This is a genomic window from Synechococcus sp. H55.11, from assembly GCF_047462475.1.
Taxonomy (GTDB): Bacteria; Cyanobacteriota; Cyanobacteriia; order Thermostichales; family Thermostichaceae; genus Thermostichus.
Genome location: NZ_JANSJI010000026.1, coordinates 12,449 through 25,708 on the forward strand (window position 1 = coordinate 12,449; position 13,260 = coordinate 25,708).

General features: G+C 59.7%; 16 protein-coding genes and 1 other RNA gene. 4 read left to right on the plus strand and 13 right to left on the minus strand.

Going from position 1 to position 13,260, the window contains the following annotated elements; translation table 11 throughout:
* Positions 1-33 precede the first annotated feature (33 nt).
* Entirely contained in the window at positions 34-1,356 is a 1,323-nt protein-coding gene (serS, locus tag NW853_RS00895) for a serine--tRNA ligase (protein ID WP_414333195.1), read from the plus strand.
* 19 nt (positions 1,357-1,375) lie between these two features.
* Here serS and NW853_RS00900 read toward each other — a convergent pair whose 3' ends face one another.
* The 12 genes from NW853_RS00900 to NW853_RS00955 form a co-directional block, all read right to left on the minus strand.
* On the minus strand, positions 1,376-1,789 hold the full coding sequence (locus tag NW853_RS00900) for a hypothetical protein (RefSeq protein WP_414347178.1): 414 nt from the start codon (positions 1,787-1,789) through the stop codon (positions 1,376-1,378).
* Between the two features lie 80 nt (positions 1,790-1,869).
* Positions 1,870-1,967, minus strand: an RNA gene (gene ffs, locus NW853_RS00905) — signal recognition particle sRNA small type.
* Between the two features lie 72 nt (positions 1,968-2,039).
* A complete protein-coding gene (locus NW853_RS00910; protein WP_414333192.1) occupies positions 2,040-2,756 on the minus strand; it encodes a carbon dioxide-concentrating mechanism protein CcmK in 717 nt (238 codons plus the stop codon).
* Positions 2,757-2,788: 32 nt separating this feature from the next.
* Positions 2,789-3,430, minus strand: coding sequence for a hypothetical protein (locus NW853_RS00915; protein ID WP_414333190.1), 642 nt, complete (start codon positions 3,428-3,430; stop codon positions 2,789-2,791).
* Between the two features lie 63 nt (positions 3,431-3,493).
* Complete coding sequence (locus NW853_RS00920; protein WP_414347179.1) at positions 3,494-5,476, minus strand: ribulose bisphosphate carboxylase small subunit; 1,983 nt, start codon at positions 5,474-5,476, stop codon at positions 3,494-3,496.
* Positions 5,477-5,539: 63 nt separating this feature from the next.
* The gene (locus NW853_RS00925) at positions 5,540-5,839 is read right to left on the minus strand and encodes a EutN/CcmL family microcompartment protein (RefSeq protein WP_414333186.1); all 300 of its coding nucleotides are present in this window, start codon (positions 5,837-5,839) and stop codon (positions 5,540-5,542) included.
* Positions 5,839-6,180, minus strand: a complete 342-nt coding sequence (locus NW853_RS00930) for a carbon dioxide-concentrating mechanism protein CcmK (RefSeq protein ID WP_011433395.1) — start codon at positions 6,178-6,180, stop codon at positions 5,839-5,841. Before NW853_RS00930 ends, NW853_RS00925 begins: the two co-directional genes overlap by 1 nt.
* Before the next feature lie 74 nt (positions 6,181-6,254).
* Positions 6,255-6,563 (minus strand): carbon dioxide-concentrating mechanism protein CcmK, encoded by a 309-nt coding sequence (locus NW853_RS00935; RefSeq protein WP_011430450.1) that lies wholly within the window; start codon positions 6,561-6,563, stop codon positions 6,255-6,257.
* Positions 6,564-7,091: 528 nt separating this feature from the next.
* Entirely contained in the window at positions 7,092-7,817 is a 726-nt protein-coding gene (locus tag NW853_RS00940; RefSeq protein WP_414333183.1) for an energy-coupling factor ABC transporter ATP-binding protein, read from the minus strand.
* Positions 7,818-7,824: 7 nt separating this feature from the next.
* Complete coding sequence (locus NW853_RS00945) at positions 7,825-8,670, minus strand: cell division protein FtsQ/DivIB (protein ID WP_414333181.1); 846 nt, start codon at positions 8,668-8,670, stop codon at positions 7,825-7,827.
* A gap of 49 nt (positions 8,671-8,719) precedes the next feature.
* Positions 8,720-8,938, minus strand: a complete 219-nt coding sequence (ndhO, locus tag NW853_RS00950) for an NAD(P)H-quinone oxidoreductase subunit O (RefSeq protein WP_414333180.1) — start codon at positions 8,936-8,938, stop codon at positions 8,720-8,722.
* 94 nt (positions 8,939-9,032) lie between these two features.
* Entirely contained in the window at positions 9,033-9,437 is a 405-nt protein-coding gene (locus NW853_RS00955; RefSeq protein WP_414333179.1) for a hypothetical protein, read from the minus strand.
* A 1,589-nt stretch (positions 9,438-11,026) separates the two neighbouring features.
* Here NW853_RS00955 and petE point away from each other — a divergent pair.
* Entirely contained in the window at positions 11,027-11,419 is a 393-nt protein-coding gene (gene petE, locus NW853_RS00960; RefSeq protein ID WP_414333219.1) for a plastocyanin, read from the plus strand.
* 199 nt (positions 11,420-11,618) lie between these two features.
* Positions 11,619-11,849, plus strand: a complete 231-nt coding sequence (locus NW853_RS00965) for a hypothetical protein (protein ID WP_414333177.1) — start codon at positions 11,619-11,621, stop codon at positions 11,847-11,849.
* A 39-nt stretch (positions 11,850-11,888) separates the two neighbouring features.
* Here NW853_RS00965 and NW853_RS00970 read toward each other — a convergent pair whose 3' ends face one another.
* Positions 11,889-12,101, minus strand: a complete 213-nt coding sequence (locus tag NW853_RS00970) for a DUF2997 domain-containing protein (RefSeq protein WP_414333176.1) — start codon at positions 12,099-12,101, stop codon at positions 11,889-11,891.
* 89 nt (positions 12,102-12,190) lie between these two features.
* Between NW853_RS00970 and NW853_RS00975 the strand changes: the two genes are divergently transcribed.
* Positions 12,191-13,240: a potassium channel family protein gene (locus NW853_RS00975; protein ID WP_414347181.1), complete on the plus strand. Its 1,050-nt coding sequence runs from the start codon at positions 12,191-12,193 to the stop codon at positions 13,238-13,240.
* Positions 13,241-13,260 lie beyond the last annotated feature (20 nt).

A 13,260-nucleotide genomic window follows, 5' to 3' on the forward strand; every position in this document is an offset into this window, starting at 1 on the left:
TTGGGTATCTGGAGCCGAGGGTAGGCAATCTCTGTGCTGGATCTGAAGCTGCTGCGGGATCGCCCAGAACAGGTACGCCAAGCCCTGGACAAGCGCGGGGCGACGGTCGATCTGGACGGGATCCTACAGTTGGATCGGGAGCGGCGCCAGTTGGAGACTCGCCGCGGATCCTTGCAGGCAGAAAGCAACAGCCTCGGCAAGAAAGTCGGCGAGCTCATCCGTCAGGGAGCGGATCCCCAAGGTTCCGCAGTGGCGGCTCTGCGGCAGCAGGGGGCAGATCTCAAGGCCGAGATCGCCCAACTGGAGCAGCAAGAACGGGAGCTGGAGGAGGAGATGCGCGCCCGGCTGCTCACCCTGCCCAACCTGCCCCTGCCCAGCGTGCCGGTGGGCCGAGATGAGGCCGACAACGTGGAGGTGCGCCGCTGGGGAGATGAGCTGAAACCCGCCCATCCCGTCCTTCCCCACGACGAAATTGCCGAGAACCTGGGTCTCTTGGAGATTGGCCGCGCCGTCAAGGTGGCCCAGAGTCGCTTTGTAGCCATGGTGGGGGCGGGGGCGGCTCTGGAGCGGGCCTTGATCGCCATGATGCTGGAGCGCCACCTTGCCGCCGGCTACACCGAGGTGATCCCGCCCTTGTTGGTCAACAGCGCCGCTTTGCAGGGGACGGGGCAGTTGCCCAAGTTTGCCGAGGAGAGCTTTCGCTGCGCCGACGATGACTTGTGGCTGATCCCGACGGCGGAGGTACCCCTCACCAACCTGTACCGGGATGAGGTGATCCCTGCGGAAGCCCTCCCTCTCTACTTCTGTGCTTACACCCCTTGTTTTCGCCGCGAGGCCGGCAGCTATGGCCGCGACACCAAGGGCCTGATCCGGCTGCACCAGTTTCAAAAAGTGGAGTTGGTCAAGGTCACTCGCCCAGATCAATCGGAAGCCGAACACGAAAAGCTGGTGCAAGATGCCGAGGCCATCTTGCAGATGTTGGAACTGCCCTACCGGGTGGTGGAGCTGTGTACCGGCGATCTGGGATTTTCAGCGGCCCGATGTTTTGATCTGGAGGTGTGGTTCCCCTCCCAAAATCAGTACCGCGAGATCTCCAGTTGCTCCAACTGCTGGGACTTTCAGGCGCGCCGCGCCAACCTGCGCTACAAAGAGGCCGGGCAAAAAGGCACCTACTTCGTCCACACTCTGAACGGCTCCGGCTTGGCGGTGGGGCGCTCCCTAGCTGCCCTGTTGGAAAATCACCAACAGCCGGATGGCTCGATTCGCATTCCCCAGGCGCTGCGCCCCTTTCTCAGCTCTCGCTTTCTCTCGCAAGATGGGATCCTCCAGGCTGCTCCCTCCGGTTGGCCTCACTAGCAAAGTCGGGATGGCGAACTCAGGAGTTTCTGGCTTCCTTCTTGATGCGGTCTAGTTCTGCCTGCAATTCGGCAATTTTCTGGCGCAGACGGGCTGCTTCCGAAAGTTCGATGGCAGTGCTTGCCGCCACCTCGGCATCGCTGATGTCATCGATGTTAATCCTGCGGGGGCCGGCAGTTTGCCTTTCCTCCCCCTTGCGATTGGCATTGGCAGCAATGGCATCCATGTAGGCCCGCGCCTCTTCAGCAGTCATCGCCCCCCGCTCCACCAGTTCGTCCACCAAAGCTTGTGCCTGCTTGCGCAGCTCCAGCAGACGGCTACCCGCCTTGCCGGCCACCTTTGCGGCGTTGTCTGCCGCCACAGCGGCCAAACCCATGCCGAAGTAGAAAGCCTTCTGTGCCCAATTGGCGAGGGGATTATCTGTCTCGGACATAGCGTGGTGGGCTGCCAGGACAAAAGGAAGAAAAGCTTGACCGAGAATGACCCAGCAGAAAGAAACATGGAGAAGCAAGGGGCGACCCGGGTTGACGCGCCTGCTCTGAGCATCCCGTGGTGCTGCTATCTTCCGATCCTGACACGGTTTGGGCGTCGGAGCTGCACGGACCCAGGTCTTTGATTAGCCTAGCACTTTTCCCCTCTGCCTTGCTCGGCTTTCTTGGGTGAGGATGGATCGGTCGGCGGGGCTAGGGAGTTTCAGGCGGCTCCAGGTAAACCGGGATCCGCTCCACAGCCGCATCGCTGCGCCGCACTTCCTGTTCCTGAACTTGAGGAAGGGTTACCGGCAGGGTAACGGGCTGGGCCACAAAACAACTGGCCACCGGCAGCGCCTGCTCCAACTCGTCGAGGGGGCGCGGGATCACGGCCACCGCGTTCAGCTCGCCGATACGTTCCGCCTCGTACATACCCGCATCGATGGCAATGGCCACGTTGGCCACCGTGCCTCGAATGATGGCCGTACAGAGGCCGTCTCCAATGGTCTCGTAGGCCGCCAACTGGACATCCGCCGTTTTCAGCATCGTGTCGGCAGCCCCCACCATGGCCGGGAAGCCGCGGGTTTCCAACAGGCCCACGGCCAAGTTGCTGAGGCGGCTGTAGCCGCGGTTTTGGGCCAGTTGAGACAGCTTGCTGCTAATCGGCAGCACCGCTTCTAAGTTGGGCAGAGGGCGCGGGATCACCAAACTGGAGATCTCCTCTTGCTCGAACTGGCGGGCCAGCTCAATTCCCTCCTCAATGGCAATGCGCACGTCGGCAATTCCCCCCCGCACAATCGCCGTACAGTAGCCTCCTGAGATCTTCTCGAAGCCGATCAGGGTCACGCCTGCCGATTTGGTCATGGCGTCGGCAATGCGCACAATGACCGGAAAGCTGCGCGTCTGAATCAGGCCCAGAGAGGTTGACATCGGCCTCCTAACCACTCATGCCAGTTTAGCCGTCAGAGCCGGCCATCCCCAGAGGAAAGCACCTGCCGATAGGGATAGATCTTGCCCAAGAGGCGATCCAATTCCGAATGGCCGGGGATCCCGTTGAGCTTGCGCGTCTTGGTCTTGGGGGAGCCGGATTTTTCTTGGGTTTGCTTTTCGACGTTGGCCACCGGAGAACTGGGAGGAACCGGCTCAGGCCGCGTTGCTGGAGCCATTTCCCCTGTTGCTGGCGAGGGCTCTGCCTGGGTGGGCTTGCCGTCCTGGAGAGCGAAACCATAGGTGGGATCCCCAAGCAGGGAGCCGGGAGGGATCACCGCTTGGCTGAGCACCGAACAATTGAGCAGCGTGGTTTCCGAGCCAATGCAGGCATTTTTGCCGATGGTGCCCTGCCCGATCACCAGCACCCCCATTCCCAAGGTTGCTCCCGCCTCCACGATGAGGGATCCCCCACAGGCGTGCAGAACAGATCCCATGCCGATACAGACGCCTCGCCCAATCTGGATCCGACAGCCGGGGTTGGCCCGCAGCAGCACCCCTGCCCCAATGCCTGCCCCCGCCTCCACCTGCACCTCACCACTGACAAGATAGCGAGTTTCGTCGTTCTGGCCGGGCAAGGCGCGGAGCGTCATGGAGTCGGGCAAAGTCGAGGCCAAGGTGCTCCTCATCGCTGGGGGGTTGGGCTTGAGCCAACAGAGGTCAAGAAAAATGGAGATCCCTCAAGGAGTTTGGATGATCTGCTCCAGCACCCGCCGTTTGGCCTTGGGATCGATCCCCAGCAGGCGAACGTATTCGCCGCGATGTTCCTCCAGGCAGGCTTCCAGAGCCGCCACCACCTGGGGCACCTGGGTGGCCTCGATGGGGCTGCAGCTTTGCCAAGAAGACGTGCGAAAACGGCGCTTGTCCGCATGTTCGGTGCCGATGCGGTAGCCTTGGCTGAGCAATTGCTGCACCTGAGCCACCACTTCGCTGCTGAGGCGGGTGCCAGGGGTGGGAGAAAAAGAAGCACCGGGAGCAGCGGATCCTTGAGTTGCGGGGGCGGAAGCCGTCGCCGACCTGCCGCCAGGGGTTTGGATGATGCGCTCGTAGACCCGCCGTTTGGCCTTGGGATCGATCCCCAGCAGGCGCACATACTCTCCCCTATGTTCGGCCAGGGCAGCCGTCAGCTTGGCCAACACCTCCGGCCCGCGGGTGGCACGAATGGCCGGCCCGCTCTGCCAGGAAGAGGTTTTGAAGCGACGCTCGTCGGCATACTCGTAGCCGATGCGATAGCCCTGGGCCAGCAGCCGGTGCACCTCCTCCTGCACCTCCAGATCCAGGCCAGCACTGCCACCTGCCGTAGGAACTGTATCTGTCATCGCGCCCCCGCCTGCAGGACTGCCGCTCACCTGGCCTTGCGGGGTTTGAATCACCTTCTCCAGCACCCGCTGTTTGGCCTTGGGATCGATCCCCAGCAGGCGCACATACTCTCCCCTATGTTCGGCCAGGGCCGCCTGTACAGCGGCCAGGATCTCTTGGGCCGAGCCGCTCCAATTGCCCAAAGTCTGCCAGGAAGAGGTGCGGTAGCGGCGGACATCGGCCACCTCCAGGCCGACGCGATACCCCTGCGCCAAGAGCGTCCGGATCTCCTCCTCCAGCCCTGCGTCAGAGCGAAAGCCAGATGTACCAGAACCTGGGGCAGCAGCTGCCGAGACGCGGCCGGGGATCCCAGAGACCAGCGCCGGCCCAGCAGGGGTTTGGATGATCTGCTCCAGCACCCGCCGTTTGGCCTTGGGATCGATCCCCAGCAGGCGCACATATTCGCCTTGGTGCTCCGCCAAGATGGCCCCCAGCGATTGCACCACCTCCGCCTCGTGGGTGCTGGCAATTGGGCTGCCGCTTTGCCAGGAGGAGGTGCGGAAGCGACGCTCATCGGCATATTCCAGGCCCACGCGATAGCCTTGGGCCAACAGGGCGCGAATTTGCTCCACCACCTCCGGCTTGAGAGCCGATCCGCCGCCGTTCCGGCCATTGGCGCGATGGGAGGAATGGGTCATGGGTGCTGTCTCCGTAGCCGTTGAGTTAGAAGCGCGCGACTGCAGTTCGTTGCGAATGGGGGCGATACAGACGAGGTTTTCGCTGCACTGGTAGCCCTCCCGCAGGGCTTGGTTGATGCCGATCACGTGCTGGGCAAACTTGGCGTCGCTATCTTGGACGTCCGGCAGCCGGTCGGCCTCCGCCTGCGTGGTGATGATGGATCCAGAAGGCACATACTTGCCGGGGGGGATCTCCACATCCTGGATCAGACAATGCAACATGATGATGCAGCCATCCCCCACCCGAGCATTGAACACCGTGGAGCGGAAGCCGATAAAGCAATCGTTGCCCACGTAGGCCGGCCCGTGGATCAAAGCCATGTGGGCAATAGAGGTGTTTCTGCCGATCCAAACCGAGTAGGGCTGGCCGTCTTCTCCTATCACCCGCCCCTGTTCCAGACCGTGGATGACCACCCCATCCTGAATGTTGGATCTGGCGCCAATGTGGAAGGGGGATCCCTCGTCAGCACGAATGGAAGTTCCCGGAGCGATCAGCACCTCCGCTTCCACCCGCACATCCCCAATGAGGTTGGAAAAAGAATGCACGTAGGCGGTGGGATCGATCTGGGGCTCCGCCAGTCGGCGAGACCAAGGCGTTGGCGGTGCAGCATAGGTGTGAGCAGGCATAACCGTGAGCCTCTAGAACACAGTAGGGCGGACAAGGGCAGCAAGAGAGCTAAGGGATCCCAGCTAGCGTTGATCGCGCTTGTTGTAGAGGGAGCGACCGCCAACGCTGACGGTATCGATGATCGCCATCACCACCGCATCCAGCGGGCGGGTCTGGTTTCCCTGCGGCTGGCGAGCGGCGCTGCCTTGGCTGATCAGCACCCACTCGTCGGTGCCCGCCCCCACCGGATCGGCAGCCACTGCATAGTCGGGCTGCGGCTGACCCTCGAGATCGACATACTGCACCAACAAAAACTTCACGCCCGTCAGGCTGGGATCCTTTTGGGTGCTGGTGACGGTGCCCCGCACAATGGCGATACGCATCAGGGACGGGTGAAGGGACGGATGGCATTCACCCCTTCGCGGAACTGGGCCACATCCTCGGTGTAGCGAATGGGCAACACGTACTCGAGGTTTTCGTGAGGACGGGCGATAATGTGCCAAGACAACAACTGGCCGCCGTTTACCCGCTTCACCGAGTCAATGCCGGCAGCCACCGAAGCTTGCACCTCAGAGACATCCCCCCGCACGATCACGGTGACCCGACCGCTGCTGATTTTTTCGTAGCCCACCAGGGTAACGCGGGCTGCTTTGACCATGGCGTCGGCAGCTTCCACCACTGCCGGGAAGCCCAGGGTTTCGATCATTCCAACTGCAATAGCCATAGGTACTCCTTACGCTGAAAATGGGGTGCGAACTCTAGGGATCGGGGGCAGCTTCTGAATCCTCTTCAGAGGAACTAGGTGCGGAACTGCTCCACCGCCTCGGTGTAGCGGATGGGCAGCACAAACTCCAGGTTCTCGTGGGGCCGGGCGATGATGTGGTGGGAGAGAATCTCACCGCCACTCACCCGCTTGGCAGACTCCAAACCGGCAGCCACCGAGGCCTGCACCTCCGAGACATCCCCCCGCACGATCACGGTGACCCGACCGCTGCCGATTTTTTCATAACCCACCAGGGTAACGCGGGCTGCTTTGACCATAGCGTCGGCAGCTTCCACCACTGCCGGGAACCCGCGGGTTTCGATCATTCCAACTGCAATAGGCATATCAACTCTCCACTTTTGAACACTCAGTTCCTGAACGTTGCCGAACCCGGCAATAAGGCCAATCGATCTGCAAATTGATTTGGCTTATTGGGTTCGATCCTGCACTCTCCCTCGGACTCATCTGAGAGATCCTCTGCCCAAACCTCGATGGACAGCTTTTCCCAGAACACCTACCCCCGCCGACACAGACCTCCCCACAGGGAAGGCCCTGCCCAGCCGCCGACCTCAGACCCAATCAGACTGAAGCCAGAAAAGGTCGTAGGAGCCATCAGCGTTAACCGCAACTGTCACTCCGGCGGGCAAAGCTGCCAACTCTAAGCTAAGTCCCCATCTTTCTTGCACAAAATCGATCATACAAAATCGATGAGGACGGCCCAGAGAAGGGATCCCCCGACTTAACAAAATGATATCCCCATTTAATCCTGGACGAAAATCAATATTTTTAATTAGCGCGATAGCTTTTGATTAAGAGAGGCAAAATTGTTATCAATTCAAAAATAATTCTTGACATCTGTTCAATTTTTGCCGTTATCGGCGCAGCGAGGGGGGCACTTCCAAGCCATGGGCTTCCATGAGGTCGGCTTGGCTCATCAGGTGGGCCGGGGATCCCTGGGCCCAGATGCGGCCTTGATCTAGGAGAATCACCTGATCGCACACCGCCAGGATCAGCTCCAGATCGTGGGAAGCCAGCAGAAAAGTGTGGGCAGCCTGTTGCAAAAAGGTCATCAACCGTCGCCGAGCTCGCAAATCGAGGTTGGCCGTTGGCTCGTCGTAGAGCACCAACCGGGGTTGCATCGCCAGGATCCCGGCAATGGCGACCATGCGCTTTTCCCCACCGGAGAGATGATGGGGTGGGCGAGCGGCCAGGTGCAGGGTGCCGGTCATCTGCAGGGCGGCCTCAACTGCAGTCGCGATCTCCGCCTCAGAACGTCCCAGGTTGCGCGGCCCAAAGGCCACATCTTCGGCCACCGATGGGGCAAACAATTGGTCATTGGGATCTTGAAACACCAAGCCCACCTCGGGGCGAAACTGGCCGGGCTGCAGCGGCTGGCCAAACAAGCTCACCTGGCCAGAGCAGAGGGGCAACAGGCCACAGAGGGTGAGGAACAGAGTGGTTTTGCCGGCGCCATTGGGGCCGATCACCCCCAGATGCTGCCCAACCTCGACCCGCAGATCCAGCCCTTGCAGCACCGGCGGATGGCCGGGATAAGCTATCCACAATTGGTTGACCTCCACCGCCGGCACCGGGTTCATGGCAAGGCTAGGGCCTCTGCAGGTGTTTCCAGCGCTCCTGGGTGGCGGCAGGGGTGAGCTGCAGGGTGGGCACGCTGGGGCTGGTCAGGTCGATCTGGAGAATGTCGTCGGGTGTACACTCGCAGTAGCGGCGCAGATCCCGCATTTGGTTAAGGGTCTGAATTTGCAAAGGCAAGCGGTCGGAAATCGGCCCCAGGTAGACCTTGCCCAGCTCGGTATGGAGGGTAATCCCCTCTCCAGACTGCCAATCCACTGCCTGGATCTCAATTTCCGACTGCTGCAGGGCCTGGAGCAACCGCGCCCATTGCTCCGGGGCCTGGTTCTCCCACCCCAGCAACTCCAGCTCCGGCCAAGAAGAGTGAGATCCGCTGGGGCCAGGGGGCCGAAACGGATCGGGAGGCAGCCAGTTGCCCTGCCGATCCACCCAGCCCATCCGGTCGCCCCATCGCGCGCGTGCAACCGGTTGCCGTTCCCGCACTTGGACGATCACCCCCACCGGCAGCAGCCGCCGCCGCACCTGGACGCTTTCGATGGGAGAAGGCCGGGCCGGGGATCCCAGCAGGGCTCTCTCCAAAACAGCCGGCTGCACCTGCCAAATGTTGAGGGGATACCGCAGGGGCAATTGCGCCCGGATCCAGGTGGAATCGACCCAGTGGGCACCTTCGACCTGAATTTGTTCCGGACGACGAATTTGCCAGTAGGGCTGCCGCAGGCCCAGCACCAGCAGCGTCAAGACGGCCATCGAACTGGTCAAGCGCCAGGATCCCTGCCAGAATTGGCTGCGCCGCTGCCGACGCAAAAGTCGCCTGCGCTGCAAAAGTTGCTCACGGGTAGGAGCAGCCAAAAGTGCCATTGAACCCTCTTCACCCCATTACAGGGTGTGGAGCATTCCCTGCTTCTATTCAACCTGCAATCTCCTGAACCTGATCCGCCCGCAGCCAAATGGTAGGAGTGGGAACAGACCCAAACTTAATCTGCAGGTAGTCATCTTTGATATCCACCACTTCTCCGGCGGTCTCGAAAACGTAGTTGGGGATCAAAGAATCGCTTGCCTGGGCTTCTAGGCTGCCCTCCAGTTTCTCGCGGATGGCCCGCACCAGGGTGCCTCGCTTAATCGCCATTGCTCCTTCTCCAGTTCAGTGTGGATTCGATAGCAGTTGTATCACGCCTGTCGCTGCCGCAAATTGGCTTTGACCGGGATCAATCTGAATTCGCCTATTTTCGTTTCAGGCTGCGGGCCATGTTGCGGAACAGATCCATGTCTGATCCGCCCTGGCGCCGCGGGCCGGCTTCGCTGCTGCTCGAAGTCGCGGATCCCTGCTCAGAAGCGGCTTCAGGAGTTTTGGCTGGCTCTGTAGACAGCTTAACTTTGCCAAGAGAGGAGACCTGCTCCACCACCTCCACCTTCTCCTTGCTGCCGAAATCCTGGAAGGTGTGCTTCACAATCCTGGGGGTGCGCATGTACTCGATGTTGCCAAGGGTTTTGGCCTCGTCTGGATCGAGAAAAAAGGTATTGTCGTTCTTCTCTTTCTTGGGGGTTGGCTTGGCAACAGTTTTCGTTGAGGGTGGGGAATCTGCTTGGCCACGAGAGCCAAACAAGCGCTTGAAGATGCCTACCATGGTTGTTTTGCCTGCAACGCGAAGGAAGTTGATCCGGATCCCTGGGCACTGAGTTGGCCGGGTAAGGCCAAGCCCAGTCTTGACTTCTCCCCTCCTTGAAAGAGAGAGGATTCCCAAAGGACGCTAGGCAACAGGCTGAAGCCACATCGCTTTGCTTGCCCTTTGAGCTGTCACCCACGGATTAAGGTGGGTGGGAGCAGTCAAAAGCCCCCTACCAACTCTGCTTGGATCTAGTCCAAGCATTGTTGCTAATTCGACCTTGCTAGGGGCTAAAGCCCCTTGGGTTGGCTGTATCCCCTCGCTGAAGCAGAGGGGTTTTAGCCTGTCTACTTCATTGATGTTAAGCTAACTTAGAGCGTTATGCTTGCCTGGGCAGACGGTTTTCTCGGCCAAGTGGCCACTCCGAGCAGTTTGAGTTTCCTCGCCAAGCCACCCTCAGCAAGCCAACAAAGCAGAGAAACAACTGGGTTGAGCAAAACTTATTCAGAGCTTATTCATGTGCTTGTGGAGTGTAGTGCACCTCAACCCTAAGGGGAGCGCCCAGGTTCAAGGCAGTGCCGATACAGCGAGCCAAGATTTGAATGTTAAGCCGCTGCTCGGTCGATTCTAGGCTTTTTATAAGGTGGCTCTTGGCTGAGCTAACTATGGGTGAACGCTGTACATTCATCTCAACAAGCTCGCGATTGGGTGAGGACTCAGTAACCGACTGCTTTCAGATGATCTTAAGAGGGCCAGCAAAGAATATCGAAGGGATATAACCAGCAGCATTCAACAACCTGCTCTTTAAGGCTATGACGGTCTGGCCTTCTTTTGCATCGGCAGCCCCACTGATTGCATCGAGCAAAGTAGCCTTGGGCTTTCAGGGATCCCACGGAGAAAGAATCTCTATCTCCAAGGGTTTTCGAGTAGGCGTGAGCGCAACCTGGAAAACTTGCTCTTTGCGGGGCCTAAAGATGGGATCTGGAGTTTCCCTTCCCCAGATCTTGGGGCACTTCCCAACCCGCCCAATCCCACCATTTGAGCCGCCGCCCGTGCCAGCCAGGGCCACGATGTCCCCGGCCCAACAACCGTTTGTTGAACCTGCACCCAACCCACGCCGGCGGGGAAAGCAACTGACCCAACGCGGCATCCACCTGTGGAAGGGTTGTGCTGTTCACGGGTTCGGTCTGCTGCCGCTCCCTGTCAAGGAGGTAACGTTGCTGCCCCCCGGTTGGGCATGCTCTACTTTGCGATGAGCCTAGTTATCAAAGAACCTGGGTCTAAAACCCCACCGTTCATAGCGGCTTTGTGCCAAACTAAAGTTGGAAACAAAAGCTAAGTTTCCAGCTTTCCAACCCAAAGTCGCGGTGGGGCAAAGCGCCGCGCGCCAGCAAAGCCGAACGCCCGACTCCAAGATCGATGTGGAGATCGTGTAGGGCTGGCTTGCCAGCGACGGTCGCTGAAGCTCCAAGAGTCCTCCGGCTATCGCTTGCGGAAGCAAGCTAGAGTTGGGGTAGGTACGTCAAAACTTGGAAAGTGGCAACTAAACTGCAGAGTTTGGGATAACTGCTGTCACGTTTTGAGAGGAATCCATGTTTCTAGTTTTCAACCTGGTGAAGCGTTTGCAGCTCATCCTGCTCAGCCTTGTGGTTGGGGTGGTGGCTGTAGCGTTCTTGTCCAGCCCTGCGGCTGCCGAAACCTACACCGTCAAGATGGGATCCGACAAAGCCCAGTTGGTCTACGATCCGCCCTCTCTGACCATCAACCAAGGGGATACCGTTCGGTGGGTGAACAACAAGGTCTATCCCCACAACGTCGTCTTTGACAAGGTGCCCGGTGGGGATGCCGCTTTGGCGGCCAAGCTCTCCCACAAAGCCCTGCTCACCGCTCCCAACCAAGCAGTAGAATCGGCCTTTGTGGATGTCCCTCCGGGTGAGTACACCTACTACTGCACGCCCCACCGTGGGGCCGGAATGGTCGGCAAGATCATCGTAAACGGCTAGATCGGCACCCTAGCCCCCAGAAGCCTCAGGGATCCGCATTTTGATTTGGCCTTGCTGGCCAGGGATCCCTGCTTTTAGCATGTAAAGACAGCCCTCTCAGGAGTGGGAGGGCTTTTTGGCGAATGGACACGCATTCGACCGGCTTGCCTTGCTGCTGCGCAGCTACAGTCCACAAAAATAGTCCACAAACGAGTTCTGTATGACCACCAGCGTTAAAGGTTACCTGCTCTTGGCCGTTTCCTGCCTCAGCGCCATTGCTGCTGTTGGCTCGATTTTCGAGCTGGCTTCTGGCGAGCCGGATTTTGGCGTCGGCCCCACCAGTATCATCTTGGTTGTTGCTGCTCCGTTGGCGGTTTGGCTGTTTCAGTCGGCAGTTGGGGCGGCGCGGTCCAGCGGCGCTGCTGGCAGGGGGGGCAAGAAGCGAAAGTAGGCAGGTAGATAGGGGAAAACTGGGGGCAAGGAGACGGAGTCAGCAGGTTTGCGGTAAAGAGACTTGCGATTCTATCTCGGCTTCTGCTGGCTGATGAAACTCCGGCAACAGCTTTCGTTCTTGCACAGTTCCAAGGGCTGCTTCTAGCTCTGCCGTGGCTAGAGTACAACTGGAGCCAGATCCGTTCAGTACGGTCTCGGTAACCTGTCCGTTTTTGTCGATCCGATATTCCACCTTGATGTACTCAGGCATCGGCACTCCACTCGCTGCTGCTCAACAACTAACTTTCTCCTACCCATTGTAGTTCCCACTTTTTCCCCGACTCGATCTGGCTGGGCCGTATGGCTTCTGCTCGTCACCCTTTTCCCCCTGCCAAAAGGGATCCCGGCATCCGTCGCGATCTGGGATTGGGTGTGGGGGCGCTGCTGGGCGTTGTCCTGATCGGCACCCTCTGGTACCACGGGGTGGAGCAGTGGCCTTGGGTGGAAGCTTTTTACATGACCGTTATCACCTTGACCTCGGTGGGCTTCATGGAGGTGAGGCCGCTGGGGGAGCGGGGGCGTTTGTTCACGGTGGCCTTGATCCTGATGGGGGTTCTGAGCATTGGGTTCATGGTGAATCGCTTTACGGAGGCCCTCATCCAAGGGCATTTTCAGGAAGGGATCCGGCAGCGGAAGTGGAAGAAACAGATGGAAGCGCTGAACAACCACTACATCGTTTGCGGTTTTGGACGCATTGGGCGGCAGGTGGCGCAAGAGTTTCAGGCAGAGGGAGTGCCGTTTTTGGTGATCGATCAATCTGCTGAGGCAATTCAGGTGGCGCAAGAGCTGGGATACGTCGCTCTTCATGGGGACAGCACCCTGGATGCCACCTTGTTGGCGGCGCGGGTGCAGCAGGCCGAGGGGTTGATCGCCGCCCTCTCCAGCGATGCCGAAAACCTCTATGTGGTGCTGTCGGCCCGCACCTTGAACCCTCGCATCCGCACCATTGCCCGCGCCAACACGGAAGAGGCTTTGCAAAAGCTGCAGCGAGCGGGCGTTGCCCACGCCATTTCTCCCTATATCACAGGCGGCAAGCGGATGGCGGCGGCTGCCTTGCGCCCCCGCGTGGTGGACTTTGTCGATGGGATCCTGTCGGGTCGGGATCGCACTTTTTACCTGGAGGAGTACGAACTGGCGGCCCAAGAATGCCCCTATGTCGGCCAAACCTTGGGGAAAGCCAATTTGCGAACCCGCTCTGGCGCTTTGGTGGTGGCGATTCGGCGGGCAGATGGCCAGCTAATCGGTGGCCCCAGTGGAGACACCCTGCTGCAGCCGGGGGATCTATTGCTGTGTATGGGCACGGCCGAGCAGTTGCGCCGCCTGGGCCAGTTGCTCTATCCCCGTCTCTAGAGGGTTTCTCATCAGGGATA

Bases quoted from the DNA above. Each gene is read 5' to 3' on its own strand.
- NW853_RS00970 (WP_414333176.1), bottom strand. From the start codon at position 12,101: ATGCCTGAGTACATCAAGGTGGAATATCGGATCGACAAAAACGGACAG.
- NW853_RS00945 (WP_414333181.1), bottom strand. From the start codon at position 8,670: ATGGCACTTTTGGCTGCTCCTACCCGTGAGCAACTTTTGCAGCGCAGG.
- NW853_RS00920 (WP_414347179.1), bottom strand. From the start codon at position 5,476: ATGCCTGCTCACACCTATGCTGCACCGCCAACGCCTTGGTCTCGCCGA.
- NW853_RS00955 (WP_414333179.1), bottom strand. From the start codon at position 9,437: ATGGTAGGCATCTTCAAGCGCTTGTTTGGCTCTCGTGGCCAAGCAGAT.
- NW853_RS00900 (WP_414347178.1), bottom strand. From the start codon at position 1,789: ATGTCCGAGACAGATAATCCCCTCGCCAATTGGGCACAGAAGGCTTTC.
- ndhO (WP_414333180.1), bottom strand. From the start codon at position 8,938: ATGGCGATTAAGCGAGGCACCCTGGTGCGGGCCATCCGCGAGAAACTG.
- NW853_RS00940 (WP_414333183.1), bottom strand. From the start codon at position 7,817: ATGAACCCGGTGCCGGCGGTGGAGGTCAACCAATTGTGGATAGCTTAT.
- NW853_RS00965 (WP_414333177.1), top strand. From the start codon at position 11,619: ATGACCACCAGCGTTAAAGGTTACCTGCTCTTGGCCGTTTCCTGCCTC.
- NW853_RS00930 (WP_011433395.1), bottom strand. From the start codon at position 6,180: ATGGCTATTGCAGTTGGAATGATCGAAACCCTGGGCTTCCCGGCAGTG.
- NW853_RS00925 (WP_414333186.1), bottom strand. From the start codon at position 5,839: ATGCGTATCGCCATTGTGCGGGGCACCGTCACCAGCACCCAAAAGGAT.
- NW853_RS00935 (WP_011430450.1), bottom strand. From the start codon at position 6,563: ATGCCTATTGCAGTTGGAATGATCGAAACCCGCGGGTTCCCGGCAGTG.
- NW853_RS00975 (WP_414347181.1), top strand. From the start codon at position 12,191: ATGGCTTCTGCTCGTCACCCTTTTCCCCCTGCCAAAAGGGATCCCGGC.
- NW853_RS00910 (WP_414333192.1), bottom strand. From the start codon at position 2,756: ATGTCAACCTCTCTGGGCCTGATTCAGACGCGCAGCTTTCCGGTCATT.